This is a genomic window from Burkholderia sp. Ax-1724, assembly GCF_011752995.1.
In the GTDB taxonomy this organism is placed as follows: Bacteria; Pseudomonadota; Gammaproteobacteria; order Burkholderiales; family Burkholderiaceae; genus Paraburkholderia.
The window spans coordinates 182351-196424 of the sequence record NZ_VWWL01000015.1 but is presented as its reverse complement, the minus strand read 5'-3'; the positions used below and the strand labels follow the sequence as shown (position 1 = coordinate 196424).

Genomic DNA, 14074 nt, shown 5'->3' with positions numbered 1-14074 from the left:
CCGCTGGCGTGTATGAATTCGTCAAGAACGATGAAGGCAACGAGCGGCTTGTGATCAATGCGCAGAACTGCGTGCACTGCAAGACCTGCGACATCAAGGACCCGACGCAAAACATCGTGTGGGTCACACCGGAAGGTGGTGGCGGGCCGAACTACCCGAATATGTAACCAAGCGGCGAAAGCGACTTCGAGCATGACTCGAACATCGTTGACGCTTCATGAATTTTTTAGTATTTTCATGTATACGCGTGTTTTTCGAAGCACGCTAACCAGGACAGGAGAAGTTTGATGACGCAGGCCAAGTACGACGTCGTGGTGGTGGGGGGCGGCAATGCAGCGCTGTGCGCGGCGCTATCGGCGCGTGAGAAGGGCGCAAGCGTGCTCGTGCTGGAACGCGCACCCGAGGATAAGCGGGGCGGCAACAGTGCGTACACCGGGGGTGGCTTCCGCATGGTTCATCACGGCGCCGACGACATCAAGGCGATTGTCCCTGACCTGACGGAAGATGAGATCGGCCGCACGGATTTCGGCCAGTACACGCGCGAGGATTACCTCGACGATCTCGGCCGCATCACGCAGTACTACATCGATCCTGATCTCGCCGAAGTCATCGTCGACAGCAGCACCGACACGGTTCACTGGATGCGCGGGCGCGGCGTCAAGTTCGTCCCGAACTATGGCCGCCAGGCGTACAACGTCAACGGTCGATTCAAGTTCTTTGGCGGCGTGGTGATCTACGCGAACGGCGGCGGACGCGGCCTCGTCGATCAGCTGTACAAGGCGGCCGAAGCGCAGGGCATCGATGTGCGTTACGGCGTGCAGGCCAAGGGACTCGTCGTCGACGAGCGCGGTGTGTGCGGTGTGCGCGTCGTGGCGAATGGCCGCGAGAGCGTCATCGACGCGAAAGCGGTGGTGCTCGCGTGCGGCGGCTTCGAGGCGAATCGGGAGATGCGCACACGCTATCTCGGCCCCGGCTGGGATATGGCGAAAGTGCGCGGCACCCGCTACAACACCGGAGACGGCATCCAGATGGCGCTCGACATCGGTGCCCAATCGTACGGGCAGTGGTCCGGTTGTCACTCGGTCGCGTGGGAGCGCTATGCGACGGACTTCGGCGATGTCGATCATCCGCATGCGGGTTATCGGCACAGCTATCCGATGGGTATCATGGTCAATGCCGACGGCAAGCGTTTCGTCGACGAAGGCGCCGATTTCCGCAACTACACGTACGCAAAATACGGTCGCGTTGTGCTGCAGCAGCCGGGCAGTTTCGCATGGCAGATCTTCGACCAGAAAGTGAAGCCGCTGCTGCGCGACGAATACAAGCTGCGCGGCGCGACCAAGGTGCTTGCCAACACGCTCGAAGAACTCGCCGATCGTCTGCAGGACGTCAACGGCCGCCAACTGCTCGAAACGATCCAGCAGTACAACGCGTCGATCCGCAAGGACGTGCCGTTCGATCCGAACGTGCGCGACGGACGCTGCACCGAAGGGCTCGACGTCAACAAGACCAACTGGGCCAACACGATCGAAGACGGTCCGTTTGAAGCGTATTCGGTGGGCTGCGGCATTACGTTCACGTTTGGCGGCCTGAAGATCGACACGTCGGCAAACGTGCAGGACATCGAAGACCAGCCGATCGCGGGTCTCTACGCGGCAGGCGAACTGGTCGGCGGCCTGTACTATTTCAACTATCCGGGCAGCACCGGTCTGATGGCCGGTTCGGTGTTCGGACGCATCGCGGGCCGCGAAGCCGCCACGCATGCGGCTAGCGTGCAGGCAGCCGCCACTGCGTAGCAGCGCTATCGACGGATACGGTCCGGTTCGCGCTGCGTCGACGAACAACGCCGCTGCATACACTGATCGAAACGTCATTTAAGGAAATACGCTGACATGGCAACCACATCCACGCGCTCACGCAAGAAGGCAACCGTCGAGGCCGCCGAGCTGGAAGTACGGGACGAAAAACAGCACGGCTCGCGTAGCGACTACGTGTACCAGATGCTGCGCAAGCACATTGAAAGCGGTGAACTGAAGCCGGGCGACCGCGTCATGGAAGTCGAGATCGCGGAGCAGCTCGAGGTCAGCCGCACGCCGGTGCGGGATGCGTTGCGGCGGCTCGAAAGCGACGGCATGGTGGTCATCGAGCCGCGCGTCGGCTTGCGGATCGCATCGCTTAGCCGCGGCTCGATTCTCGAGTTGTATTTGATGCGCGAACTGCTCGAAGGCACCGCGGCGGGACTGTGCGCGACGCATGCGACGGAACTCGAGCTGATGGAGCTCGAAGAGCTGGTGCGCAAGGAGAAGTCGTTGCAAGGCGACTACGAAGCGCTGGCGCGCCACAACCGGCGCTTCCACGAAGCGATCTATCACGGTGCGCACAACCGCTATCTCGAGAAGAGCCTGAACGCGGTGAACGATTCGATGTGGCTGCTTGGCCGCAGCCTGATGTATAAGCCCGAGCGTGCGGAAACCGCGTACCTGCAGCATCGCGAACTGCTCGAAACGATTCTCGCGCGTGACAGCGTGACGGCCGAAAAGCTTGCGCGCGAACATATCGCAGCCGCGAAGAAGGTCAGATTGCGCGCTCTTTTCGATAGCCAGGAATAGGGACAAGGAGGCCCAGATGGGTCAGACGATCGCTGAGAAGCTTTTCAGCAAGAACAATATTCACGGACAGCCCGCCTATGCGGGCGACGTGATCGAAGCGCGCATCGATGGCGCGATGATGCACTATCACGCGTCCGAGCCGATGCATGACATGGCGCAGCAAGCCGGCTTCAAGAATGGCTTGCCGCGTGTGTGGGATCCGGAGCGCATCTTCGTGCTGCTCGATCATCATCAGCCGACTCTCTCCCAGAAGCAGGCCGACGAGAACGCGCTGGTGCGCAGCGAAGTCGAGCGTCTCGGCATTCGCTGCTTTCACGATTCCGAGCCCGGTATCGCGCATCAGATGATGGCCGACTACGGCCTGATGCGTCCGGGCGAACTCGTCGTCGGCAACGATTCGCACACGATCTCGTACGGCGCGCTCAACGTCGGCGGCACGGGCATCACGCGTGCCGACATGTTCTACGTGCTGTTGTTTGGCGAATTGTGGTTCCAGGTGCCGGAGTCGATCCGCATCACGCTGAACGGCACGCAGCCGAACTATCCGATCGCGAAAGATATCATCCTGTATCTCGCCGGCCAGTACGGTGACGATTTCGCAAGCGGCAAGTCGATCGAATACACCGGTTCGCTGGTGCCGCAGATGTCGATCGACAGCCGCATGTGCCTGTCGGCACATGGCGTCGAAGTGGGCGCGAAGCTTGCAATGTTTCCCTACGACGAGCGTACGCGCGACTATGTACAGAAGCGCACCGATCGCGGATACGAGCCGATCGTTGCGGACGCTGACGCGAAGTATGTGCGCGAGATCACCGTCGATGTCGATTCGATGCCGTTCGTGGTCGCGAAGCCGCATCAGTTCGGCAATGTCAGTCCGATCGACGAGGTGCGCGGCCAGCGCATCCATCAGGCGCAGATCGGTTCGTGCGCGAATGGCCGGTTCGAGGACATCGAGATCGCCGCGCGCGTGCTAAAGGGCCGTAAGGTCGCAAAAGGCGTGCGCTTCCTGATTTCGCCAGCGTCGCAGAAAGTTTATCTCGAGTGCATGAAGGCAGGCCTGATCGAAACGCTGCTGGAAGCGGGCGCGCAGGTCATCACGCCTGGCTGCGGCATTTGCCAGCCGAAAGTGGGTTTTCTGTCGAACAAGGAAGTGTGCATCACGTCGACGACGCGCAACTTCAAGGGACGCAAGGGCAGCCTCGACGCCGAGATTTATCTGGCGGGTCCGCTTTCCGTCGCGGCGGCGGCGCTGGCTGGCGAAATCGTCAATCCGAAGGAGCTCGTCAATGCGCTTTGATATGAACCGCCCGATCCAGGGCCGCGTATGGAAATTCGGCGATTCGATTGAAACGGACGCTATCAATCCGTACTACCACTATCCGACGATGGACGAGATGAAGCTTCACACGATGGAAGCGTATCGTCCGGAGTTCGCGAAAGAGGTCAAGCCCGGCGACATTCTGGTCGCGGGGCACAACTTCGGTTGCGGTTCGAGCCGGCCGGGCCTCGTGCTGCGCGAAGTCGGCATCGCGGCGATCGTCGTCGAATCGGTGTCGCGGCTCTTTCTGCGCAACAGCATCGCGCGCGCGATTCCGATCTTTCTCGCGCCCGGTATCACGAGTCTGGTCGACGACGGTCAGACACTGCGCATCGATTATCCAGGCGGTAAGGTGATTAACGTCGACAACGGCAACGAGATTGCGATGCGCCGCTTCCCGCCACTGATCGAAGCGATTTTCGGCGCAGGCGGTTTGCCCGAATACGCATACGAGCGCTACATGCGCGAGCAGCAGATCGTTTGACGCGGCGAGGCGTGTCACTGCGCCGCGATGTTCTCAAATTATTTTGGTTGACTAAGTAAAAGGAGGCGAGGTGCGTAACCGGTTCAATCACTGCGTGAGAGCAGGATTGTCTTTGCTGGCGCTGCTTGGCGCGATATCGACGGCACATGCCGCCGACGCGTATCCCGACAAGCCCATCCGCATGCTTGTCGGTCAGGCGCCGGGCGGCGGCACTGACGTGGTCGCGCGTCTGGTGGCGAAAGAAATGACGCAAACGCTCGGTCAGTCGGTCGTGGTCGAAAACCGTACCGGCGCCGCGGGCTCGATCGCCGCGAGCGTGGTGTCGAACAGCGCGCCGGACGGCTACACCGTGTTGCTGGTATCGAGCAGCTACGCGATCGATCCGAACCTGATGAAACTGCCGTTCGATCCGATGAAGGATCTCGTGCCGGTGAGTCTGCTTGCACAGGTGCCGTTCCTGCTCGTCGTGAATCCGAAACTGCCGGTGAAGAACGTCGGCGATCTGCTGGCGCTCGCGAAGCAAAAGCAGGGCAGCCTCACGTTCGCGTCGGGCGGCCCGGACAGCTCGGGGCATCTCGCGGGCGTGCAGCTCATGAACCTGTCGAAGATCCCGATGACCCACGTTCCGTATCGCGGCGCGGGGCCGGCTCTCGTCGACGTGATTGCCGGGCAGGTCGACTTCATGTTTGCGAGCGTGTTGTCGGCGACGCCGCTCGTCAAGCAAGGCCAGTTGCGCGCGATCGCCGTGTCGAGCGACAAGCGTTCGGCGTCGAATCCGCAACTGCCGACGGTCGCTGAATCCGGCGTGCCCGGATATCGCTCAGGTAGCTGGTACGCACTGCTCGCGCCGAAGAATGCGCCGCCTGCCGTGCTCGACAAGCTGCAGGACGCGGCCGCTAAAGCCGTGCATGCGAAGGTCGTGCGTGACACGTTGAGCCTGGACGGTGCCGAGCCGGTCGGCAGCACGCGGCAGGAATTCCAGAGCTTTCTCGCCGGCGAGATGGACAAGTTCAAAAAGCTCGTGGAGATGGCGCGTGCGTCGGTCAAGTAATGTAATCGCAAGAGGGTATAACGCATGAAGGTTCTGGTAACCGTGAAGCGCGTCGTCGATCCGAACGTCAAGGTGCGTATCCGCGGCGACGGTTCGGGGGTCGATCTGGCCAACCTGAAGATGACGATGAATCCGTTCGACGAAATCGCCGTCGAGGAGGCGGTGCGACTGAAGGAGCAGGGCGTCGCGAGCGAGGTCGTGGCGGTGTCGGTCGGGCCGTCGCAGTGTCAGGAGACACTGCGCACCGCGATGGCAATGGGCGCGGATCGAGGCATTCTTGTCGAGAGTGCGGCAGGGCTGGAGCCGCTCGCTGTCGCCAAGCTGGTGCGCGAAGTCGTCAAGGCTGAAGCGGCCGATCTGGTTATCGTAGGCAAACAGGCGATCGACGACGATTGCAATCAGACTGGCCAGATGCTTGCCGCGTTGCTTGGCTGGCCGCAGGCGACGTTCATTTCGAAGCTGGAATTGCGCGACGGGCATCTCCTGCTGACGCGCGAGATCGACAGCGGCAGCGAGACGCTCGAATTGCCACTGCCTGCCGTCGTGACTACCGATCTGCGGCTGAACGAGCCGCGCTATGCGACCTTGCCCAGCGTGATGAAAGCCAAGCGCCTGCCGCTCGCGGTGAAGAAAGCCGATGAGCTCGGCATCGATCTTACGCCGCGCCTGACGCAGCTTGGCGTCGAGGAACCCGCGATGCGCGCGCCGGGCGTGCGTGTCGCCAGCGCAGCCGAGATGGCTAGCAAACTCCACTCCGTTCTGGGAGCCGATTGACATGGCAGTACTGGTGATCGCCGATCACGACGGCGAAAAAATGAGCGAGAGCGTACGCAACGTGGTGACCTGCGCGCGCGAACTGAGCAATGAGGTCGACGTCATCGTCGCGGGCGAGACGGTCGGTGCGCTGGCCGAAAGCGCGCGGCGTATCGCGGGCGTGCGCGTTGTGAAGACACTCGAGGCGACCTGCTATCGCGGCAGCGCGGCGGAGAACGTCGGGCATGCGCTCGCCGCGATGATCGACGGCTATACGCACGTGCTGGCCGCCGCGAGCGGCTATGGAAAGAATCTGGTGCCGCGCCTCGCCGCGCTCGCCGACGTACAGCCAGTTTCCGATGTGATGCAGGTACTTTCCGCCGACACGTTCAAGCGGCCGACGTACGCCGGCAACGTGATCGCGACGGTTCGCTCGAGCGACCGCATCAAGCTGATGACGGTGCGCGTCACCGCGTTCGCGGCCGCACCGCTGGATGGTGACGCACCCGTCGAAGCGTGCGGCGCCACCGCGGATCTGCAACTGTCGCGCGTGGTGTCGATCGACATCGCGCACTCGGATCGTCCCGATCTGTCGAGTGCGCGCGTGGTCGTGTCGGGTGGGCGCGGGATGGGCAGCGCGAAGAACTTCGAGGTGCTCACGCCGCTCGCCGACAAGCTCGGTGCGGCGATCGGCGCGTCGCGCGCGGCGGTCGATCTCGGTTTTGTGCCGAACGACTATCAGGTCGGGCAAACGGGTAAAGTCGTCGCGCCGGAGGTCTACGTTGCGGTCGGCATTTCCGGCGCGATCCAGCACCTCGCGGGCATGCGCGACAGCAAATACATCTTCGCGATCAACCGCGATCCCGAAGCGCCGATCTGCGCGGTTGCCGATTATTGGCTCAACGAGGATCTGTTCGAAGCCGTACCCGCACTGGTCGATGCGCTGTAGTCACGCGTGCGATGCATGAATCGCGCTATGACGTGATGGACCGCAGAGTCCACGCGAAGTCGAAAGACGTAGGAGACATAAGATGCAAAGTACTAGCCGGATTGGGCGGCTCTTTAACCGTCGCAATCAGGATTACTACGCCGGCACGCTGATGATGATCATCGGGTTGTCGGCGGCCTATACGGGCAGAAGCTACGGCGTCGGTTCGTTCTCGCGGATGGGCGCCGGCTTCTTTCCGGTCGCCCTCGGCGGACTGCTCGTGCTGGTGGGTATCGGTATCGCGATGAGCCGCAAGCACACCGATACCGCCGTCGAAAGTCAGGTCTCGACCGAGATGCCGCGCAAATCCGACGTATCGCTGGGTCTGCGCATGCGCGGCTGGCTTTGCATCATCGCGAGCATCATCGCGTTCGTCGTGCTCGGCAGATACGGCGGCCTGCTGCTGGCGTCGTTCGCCGTCGGTCTGATCGCGGCGCTGGGAGACCCCGACAACCGCCTGCGCGATGCGTTGCTGCTCGCGCTCGCGCTGTGCGTCGTCGCGACGGTCGTGTTCTGGTGGGCATTGCGCATGCAGTTCCCGCTGTTTACCTGGGGTTAAGCCGATGCTCGCTCAATCCCTCTTCGATCTGTGGCACGGCTTCGCCATCGCGCTCGAACCGCACAACCTGATGTGGGTGTTTTTCGGCGTACTGGTAGGCAATCTGATCGGCGTACTGCCCGGCATGGGAGCGCTCTCGGCGATGTCGATCCTGTTGCCGCTGACGTATGCAATGCACGCGGTGCCGGCCGTGCTGATGCTCGCGGGCATTTTCTACGGCTCGCAGTACGGCGGCGCGATCGGCGCGATCCTGCTTAATCTGCCGTGTCATCCGCCGCACGCGGTCACCTGTCTGGACGGCTATCCGATGACGCGGCAAGGGCGCGGTGGCGCGGCGCTCGGCATCACGATGATCGCGTCGTTTGTCGCGGCGTCGTTCGGTATCGTCGTGATGGTATTTGCTTCGCCGGCGCTGGTGCGTATCGCCTTCAAGTTCGGTCCTGCGGAACTGTTTTCGATCATGCTGCTCGGGCTGATCGTCGGCGGCACGATGTCGCGCGGTGCGCCGCTCAAGGGCATCGCGATGGTGCTGGTCGGCCTGCTCGTCGGCATGGTCGGTACCGACGTCAATACCGGCACGATGCGCTTCACGTTTGGTTTCATCGATCTGGCCGACGGCGTGCAACTGGTCGCGCTCGCGCTGGGCCTGTTCGGCGTTACCGAATTTCTGCGCAACGTCAACTGCATGGACGCGGTCGGCAGCGGCACGAAGGTGAGCCTGCGCGACATGCGACCGAGCGGTGCGGAGTTGAGGCAGGCGGCGGGGCCTATCGCGCGCGGTACGCTGATCGGTACGCTGTTTGGCGCGATGCCCGGTACGGGGCCGACGATCACGACGTTCATCGCGTACGCGCTTGAAAAGCGTATCGCGCGTCAGCCAGGACGCTTCGGGCAGGGGGCGATCGAAGGCGTTGCGAGTCCCGAGGCGGCGTCGCATTCGAAGACCCAGGTCGACTTCATTCCGACGATGTCGCTCGGCATTCCCGGCGATGCGGTGATGGCGCTCATCCTCGGCGCGCTGCTGATCCAGGGCATCCAGCCCGGCCCGCAACTGATCGTGCAGCATGCCGATCTGTTCTGGGGCTTGATCGCGAGTTTCTGGATCGGCAACGTCCTGCTGATCGTGCTGAACGTGCCGCTGATCGGCCTGTGGGTACGCATGCTGCGCGTGCCGTACCGGCTGCTGTTTCCTGCGGCGCTGTTCTTCATCGCGGTTGGTGTGTACTCGACCAACAACAGCCTGTTCGAAGTGCTCGAAGTGCTGGTCTTCGGACTGGTGGGCGCGGTGTTCGTGCTGCTTGAGTTTCCGGTCGCGCCGATCCTGCTCGGTTACGTGCTCGGTCCGATGGTCGAAGAGAATTTCCGTCGCGCGATGGTGCTGTCGCAAGGCGATCCGGCGATCTTCGTCGAGCGGCCGATCAGCTGCGCGTTCGTATCGTTGTGCGCGTTACTGATCGTCGTGCAGTTGGGCTTCTGGCTGCGCCGGCTGATTGGCCGACGGCGCAGCCGCGATGTCGGCATGGAGCGGCGGGCATTCGAAGGCAAGTAACGTCGTGGCCCGGCGCACCGATCTGCGCGCGGCCGGGCGCGACCGGAGAGTAGCGATGGCATCCCGATACCGGCTGGTCTTGCTGTTGTGGGCTATGCAGTTCGTCAACTACCTCGATCGCATCAATATCTCGGTCGCTGCGCCGACGATGATGCGGTCGCTATCGATCGATGCGGGCGCGTTCGGCATGGTGCTCGCCGCGTTCACGCTCGGTTACGCGCTGATGCAGATTCCCGGCGGCATGCTGGCGGACCGCTATGGCGCGAAAAGATTGCTGGTGTGTGCGCCGATCGCATGGTCGCTGTTTACAGGGCTCACCGGGTTCGTGCAGACGCTGACCGCGCTGATCGCGGTACGGCTGTGTTTCGGTCTCGCGGAAGGTTCGGCGAACGCGTCGCTGTACAAGCTGGTCGGCGACAACTTTGCATCGCGCGAACGCGCCGCGGGCAACGGCGTGTGGCAAAGCGCGCTCGCGATCGGACCGGCGGCGGTCGCGCCGCTTTCCGCATGGCTGCTGCTCGAAGCGGGATGGCGGCAGATGTTCTTCTGGTTCACGATTCCAGGTTTGCTGATCTCGGTGGTGCTGTATTTCGGTGTACCGTCGCGTGGCGAGATCGTGCGCGATGCCGAACCTATCGCTAAAGACCTGTCATCCGGCTGGTCCGGGCTGTTCCGCCGTCCGGGCACGTGGCTCGTGATGCTCGGCTACATGACGTTCAACATGGGCTATTGGGGGTTTCTCGGCTGGATGCCCGGCTATCTGGCGCTCGAGCGTCATCTGGATCTGCACGCGCTCGGCTACGGCGCGTCGATTCCGTATCTCGCGGGGCTCGTCGGGCTGATCCTGTCTGCGTGGCTGAGCAGCACGGTGCTGCATCGCTATCGTCCGCAACTGATTGCGGCGGGCTATCTCGCGGCAGCCGTCGCGCTGTATATGACGTTCAACGCGCAAAGCCTGTCGGGCTGCCTTGCGTATCTATGCGTCGCGGCGTTCTTCATCTACGGCAATTTTCCGCCCACGGCGGCCGTGCTGCTCGATGTCGGTCCGCAGAAAGGCCGCGGCACGTTCGTTGGTATCGCGAATACCTTCGGTCAGGCGGGCGGTTTCGTCGCGCCGCTGATGGTCGGTTTTGTCGTGCGCATTACGCATTCGTTCGCGGGCGGCTTCGCGTTCATGGTGTTCGCGCTGGTTTGCTCCGCTTTGAGCTTTCTTGCGCTGTATCCCTATGTGGCCAGGGCGAAATCGTCTGCGTGGGTGCGAGGTGAGGTTTAGGAGAAGCCGTAGTCGTGGGGCCGTCGTGCAACACTTGAGTTTCCCGGGCACGTTGGAGCTGTGGTGTCCGGTTTTTCATGAGTCTTCGACCGTAGGGCGAAGCCTGTATTGCCGGGCGATTTCACCCGGCGGCAAATCTACTGCCCACACATCGCGCGAAGTGCCTGCACCACTTCATCGGGGATTTCGAGCCGGTCGGTCTCGACGCGCGCCGCACGCTCTGCCATCGATCGCTCGAACGGCATACGTACGGGCGCACCGTTTTCGACCGGGCGGGTGGAGTGGATTGCATCCGTATAGCCGTCGACGGCGGCCTTGTAGTCATCGAGCGAGGTGAGCAGATCGGGCCGCACGGCGATCGCCAGAAAGCCGAAGTCGCGCAACTCGCCCGGCATGATGGGCGAGCCGGCCAGCATGCCGAGCAGATGCACGATGATCGCGAGGCCGCTGCCTTTGTGGCCGCCCCATGGCGCCAGCGCGCCGCCGAGCGCGGCGGTAGGATCGCGCGTTTCGCGGCCGGCCGCATCGAATGCGACACCGGCCGGCAATGCTTCACCAATGCGTTGCGCGAGTTTCACCTGTGCATGGATGATCGATGAGGTGCCGATATCCCAGATCACCGGCTGGCGGTTCGACGGAAAGCCGAAGCAGATCGGATTGGTGCCGAAGCGGCCCTCGGTACCGCCATGCGGGGCAACCCACGGTGAGGCGTTCGACGCGAGCATGACGATGAGATCCTGCGCAACGGCCATTTCCGCGTAGTAGGACAGCATGCCCGTGTACCAGGTGTTGCTCGCGCCGACGATCGCGATGCCTGCGCTCGACGCTTTGTCGATCGCCAGCCGCGTGGCGCGTTCTGCGACCAGATAGCCGAGCTGATCGCCGCCGTCGAGCCGCGCCGATACCGCGGACTCCTTGACGACGGCAATCGGGTGCGTCGGACGTGGCGTGTCCGCGAGACGTTCCGCAATGCTCAGAATACGCGCGAGTCCACTGAAGCCGAGTCCGCGCAATTCGCAATCCATCAGGTGCGCCACGATGATCCGCGTTTCGGCGTCGCTATAGCCGAGTTGCATCAGCGATGCATGTGCGAGTTCGCGCGCTGCTGTAACGGTCAGATTCATCTACGATCCCCCATGCAATCCATTAGCGCGGCGCAGCGTCGAGCCGCACGATCCAGTCCTCGGTTTCCTTGCTGTGCGCCGGATAGCGCGTCAGCACGGCGGGATCGTGGCCGGGTATCACATGTTGTGCGGAGCCGGCCAGTTCATGCACGAGGCGGTAGCCTTCGATCATGTCGCCGACGTTGTAGACGGCCGGAAACGGACGGTTCTGCTCCATGTTCGCGTACAGGTGCGACGCATCCGACGCGAGCACGACCCAGCCGCGCTCGGTATGCACCCGTACGACCTGCAGGCCGTCCGTATGGCCGCCGACACGATGTACGCTGAGTCCCGGCGTAATGTGCGACGTCCCGTCATGAAACACCACGCGACCGTCGAAAATGCGGCCCACCATCGACTTCACGTCTTCGGGATCGAACGGATGATTCAGCGCGCCATGGCACATGCAGCGGCCGGTGCAATAAGCCATCTCGCGATCCTGCACGTGATAGCGCGCTTTCGGAAACAGCGAGCGGTTGCCGGCGTGGTCGTAGTGCATGTGCGTGACGATCACGTCCTCCACCGCGCTGGAGTGAATGCCGATCGCGGCGAGGCCCTCTTCGACCGGACGCGTGATGATACGGCGGCGCTTCGCGCCCACTTCGGCATCGAAGCCCGTATCGACCAGAAAGCTGCGACTCTCGCCGACGACGGCCCACACGAAATAGTCGAGCGGCATGTTCACGTCATGCGGATCGCCGCCGAGAAAGTTGTCTCGCGCGGGGCGGTCGTGATGCGCGTACTTGATCGCGTAAATCTTGTAATTTTCGAGTGCGGTTGTCATGACGAGTGTCTCCTATCCTCAATGTATGAGAGCGCTATCATAACTCTCTCGCGGCTCGTTGTGTTGAGTCGTCGCGCGGGTTGCTGCAGGCGCGAATGGCGTGCCGCTGTTGTCCGTTGTCATGGGCGAGCCTCGTCTGGCCCAAGGGCGGGGGGCGTTCAAGGCGGCGTGGAGCGCCGTGCCGCATGCGCTACAATCCATCATCGAACTGAAGAGTCGGATGGACGAGTGAAAAAGCGTGTGGCGGCCGTCGACGACGGAAAGACCGGGTTGAAAAGCGGAACGAAAGCCGCGCTGAAACCAGCTGTCGGTACGGGCAAGACACGCACGGGCGGACAGGCGGTGCGCATGATCGACGTGGCGAACGCGGCGAACGTGTCACTGATGACTGTATCGCGGGCGCTCAACGAACCCGAGCGGCTCTCCGAGGAAACCCGTAAGCTCGTGCTCGATACGGTGCGCCGCATTGGCTACGTGCCGAATCACATCGCATCGAATCTCGCGTCGGCACGCTCGAATGTGGTCGGCCAGATCGTGCCGAGTATTCAGAATTCGCTGTATTCGCACAGCATCAAGGGCTGCGCGGACGTACTGCGTGCCGCCGGCATGCAGTTGCTGTTGGCCGACAGCGGCTATTCGCTCGAAGAGGAAGAGGCGCTGATCGATGCGTTTATTGCACAGCGCGTGTGCGGACTGGTACTGCACAATACGGTCCATACGCCGCGCGCCGCGCAGGTGATCCGCGCGGCCGGCATCCCGATCGTCGAGACGGGCGACCTCGCGCGCACGCCGCTCGACATGGCGATCAGCTACTCGAACTACGCCGCCGCCAGGGAGATGACGCTGTATCTGGCCGGCCGCGGCTACCGGTCGATCGGTTTCGTCTGCCTGACTACCCGTAACAACATGCGCGCTCGCGAGCGTCTGAAGGGCTATCACGCGGCGCTCGCCGCGCTCGGCCGTGAGCGCAATCCGGCGCTGGTGCGTGAAGTGGAGGGCGGCCTGACCTCGGGCGCGCACGCGCTCGTGGACATGATGCAGCGCGTGCAGGACGTCGACGCGATCTTCTTTGCCGGCGATGTGCTGGCTATCGGTGCGCTATTCGAAGCGCAGCGGCGCAACTGGAAAGTGCCGGAGCGCATCGCGATTGCCGGCTTCGACGACCTCGACATCCTGCGCCATACGGTGCCGCGTCTCACCTGCCTGAATCTGCCACGGCTCGAAATCGGCCGCCGCAGTGCCGAAGCGTTGCTGCAACGCTTGCGCAGCAACGAGCCAGCCGTGCCGACGCGGCTCGATCTCGGCTTCGAGATCATTCAGCGCGAAAGCACCTGACCCGGCGGGCACTCTGCCCGTCATGTGTCCGAAGCGGCCCCGTTCCGCCGCCGGTTTGTCAGCATCAGCGTGCGATATGCCGCTTACTTTTTCGATGGTTCCAGCCACGGCGTTCCACGCATGAGTTTCGCGTGGCGCCGCGCGTATTCCATTTTGCGTTTTTTTCCGGCCTGCTGCCTGGCAATGCTCCGGGCAACTCCCTATGTTG

The 14074-nt window shown here is 62.8% G+C and carries 14 protein-coding genes; 12 read left to right on the top strand and 2 right to left on the bottom strand.

The annotated features are described in order from the left end of the window. The 11 genes from F3J19_RS19320 to F3J19_RS19270 all read left to right on the top strand — a co-directional run. Nucleotides 1-167 (top strand): 4Fe-4S dicluster domain-containing protein (locus tag F3J19_RS19320; protein WP_167044465.1); only part of this gene is annotated, 167 nt, incomplete at its 5' end. Between the two features lie 120 nt (nt 168-287). Beyond that, on the top strand, nt 288-1796 hold the full coding sequence (gene tcuA / locus F3J19_RS19315; RefSeq protein WP_167044462.1) for an FAD-dependent tricarballylate dehydrogenase TcuA: 1509 nt from the start codon (nt 288-290) through the stop codon (nt 1794-1796). Nucleotides 1797-1892: 96 nt separating this feature from the next. Continuing rightward, on the top strand, nt 1893-2609 hold the full coding sequence (locus F3J19_RS19310) for a GntR family transcriptional regulator (protein ID WP_167044459.1): 717 nt from the start codon (nt 1893-1895) through the stop codon (nt 2607-2609). A 16-nt stretch (nt 2610-2625) separates the two neighbouring features. Further along, entirely contained in the window at nt 2626-3906 is a 1281-nt protein-coding gene (locus F3J19_RS19305) for an aconitase/3-isopropylmalate dehydratase large subunit family protein (RefSeq protein WP_167044456.1), read from the top strand. Beyond that, nucleotides 3896-4411, top strand: a complete 516-nt coding sequence (locus F3J19_RS19300) for a 3-isopropylmalate dehydratase small subunit (RefSeq protein ID WP_167044453.1) — start codon at nt 3896-3898, stop codon at nt 4409-4411. The genes F3J19_RS19305 and F3J19_RS19300 overlap by 11 nt, the downstream gene beginning before the upstream one ends. A 112-nt stretch (nt 4412-4523) precedes the next feature. Continuing rightward, nucleotides 4524-5462: a tripartite tricarboxylate transporter substrate binding protein gene (locus tag F3J19_RS19295; protein ID WP_167044450.1), complete on the top strand. Its 939-nt coding sequence runs from the start codon at nt 4524-4526 to the stop codon at nt 5460-5462. A 24-nt stretch (nt 5463-5486) separates the two neighbouring features. Beyond that, entirely contained in the window at nt 5487-6236 is a 750-nt protein-coding gene (locus F3J19_RS19290) for an electron transfer flavoprotein subunit beta/FixA family protein (RefSeq protein ID WP_167044447.1), read from the top strand. Nucleotide 6237: 1 nt separating this feature from the next. Continuing rightward, the gene (locus tag F3J19_RS19285) at nt 6238-7164 is read left to right on the top strand and encodes an FAD-binding protein (protein WP_167044444.1); all 927 of its coding nucleotides are present in this window, start codon (nt 6238-6240) and stop codon (nt 7162-7164) included. A gap of 82 nt (nt 7165-7246) precedes the next feature. Continuing rightward, nucleotides 7247-7762: a tripartite tricarboxylate transporter TctB family protein gene (locus tag F3J19_RS19280; protein ID WP_205193018.1), complete on the top strand. Its 516-nt coding sequence runs from the start codon at nt 7247-7249 to the stop codon at nt 7760-7762. A gap of 4 nt (nt 7763-7766) precedes the next feature. Then, on the top strand, nt 7767-9311 hold the full coding sequence (locus F3J19_RS19275; protein WP_167044441.1) for a tripartite tricarboxylate transporter permease: 1545 nt from the start codon (nt 7767-7769) through the stop codon (nt 9309-9311). A gap of 55 nt (nt 9312-9366) precedes the next feature. Next, nucleotides 9367-10584, top strand: a complete 1218-nt coding sequence (locus F3J19_RS19270) for an MFS transporter (RefSeq protein WP_167044438.1) — start codon at nt 9367-9369, stop codon at nt 10582-10584. Nucleotides 10585-10721: 137 nt separating this feature from the next. On the opposite strand, the gene F3J19_RS19265 is transcribed toward F3J19_RS19270, so the two are convergent. Together F3J19_RS19265 and F3J19_RS19260 are read right to left on the bottom strand one after the other, a co-directional pair. Beyond that, nucleotides 10722-11708 (bottom strand): Ldh family oxidoreductase, encoded by a 987-nt coding sequence (locus F3J19_RS19265; protein ID WP_167044435.1) that lies wholly within the window; start codon nt 11706-11708, stop codon nt 10722-10724. Between the two features lie 22 nt (nt 11709-11730). Further along, nucleotides 11731-12531, bottom strand: a complete 801-nt coding sequence (locus F3J19_RS19260) for an N-acyl homoserine lactonase family protein (protein ID WP_167044432.1) — start codon at nt 12529-12531, stop codon at nt 11731-11733. Between the two features lie 228 nt (nt 12532-12759). Here F3J19_RS19260 and F3J19_RS19255 point away from each other — a divergent pair, with 228 nt between their 5' ends. Next, nucleotides 12760-13866 (top strand): LacI family DNA-binding transcriptional regulator, encoded by a 1107-nt coding sequence (locus F3J19_RS19255; RefSeq protein ID WP_167044429.1) that lies wholly within the window; start codon nt 12760-12762, stop codon nt 13864-13866. The last annotated feature ends 208 nt before the right edge of the window (nt 13867-14074 follow it).

Excerpts from the sequence above, each read along its gene's own strand:
- F3J19_RS19270 (WP_167044438.1), top strand. The coding sequence starts at position 9,367 with ATGGCATCCCGATACCGGCTGGTCTTGCTGTTGTGGGCTATGCAGTTC.
- tcuA (WP_167044462.1), top strand. The coding sequence starts at position 288 with ATGACGCAGGCCAAGTACGACGTCGTGGTGGTGGGGGGCGGCAATGCA.
- F3J19_RS19300 (WP_167044453.1), top strand. The coding sequence starts at position 3,896 with ATGCGCTTTGATATGAACCGCCCGATCCAGGGCCGCGTATGGAAATTC.
- F3J19_RS19265 (WP_167044435.1), bottom strand. The coding sequence starts at position 11,708 with ATGAATCTGACCGTTACAGCAGCGCGCGAACTCGCACATGCATCGCTG.
- F3J19_RS19280 (WP_205193018.1), top strand. The coding sequence starts at position 7,247 with ATGCAAAGTACTAGCCGGATTGGGCGGCTCTTTAACCGTCGCAATCAG.
- F3J19_RS19275 (WP_167044441.1), top strand. The coding sequence starts at position 7,767 with ATGCTCGCTCAATCCCTCTTCGATCTGTGGCACGGCTTCGCCATCGCG.
- F3J19_RS19260 (WP_167044432.1), bottom strand. The coding sequence starts at position 12,531 with ATGACAACCGCACTCGAAAATTACAAGATTTACGCGATCAAGTACGCG.
- F3J19_RS19305 (WP_167044456.1), top strand. The coding sequence starts at position 2,626 with ATGGGTCAGACGATCGCTGAGAAGCTTTTCAGCAAGAACAATATTCAC.
- F3J19_RS19285 (WP_167044444.1), top strand. The coding sequence starts at position 6,238 with ATGGCAGTACTGGTGATCGCCGATCACGACGGCGAAAAAATGAGCGAG.
- F3J19_RS19290 (WP_167044447.1), top strand. The coding sequence starts at position 5,487 with ATGAAGGTTCTGGTAACCGTGAAGCGCGTCGTCGATCCGAACGTCAAG.
- F3J19_RS19310 (WP_167044459.1), top strand. The coding sequence starts at position 1,893 with ATGGCAACCACATCCACGCGCTCACGCAAGAAGGCAACCGTCGAGGCC.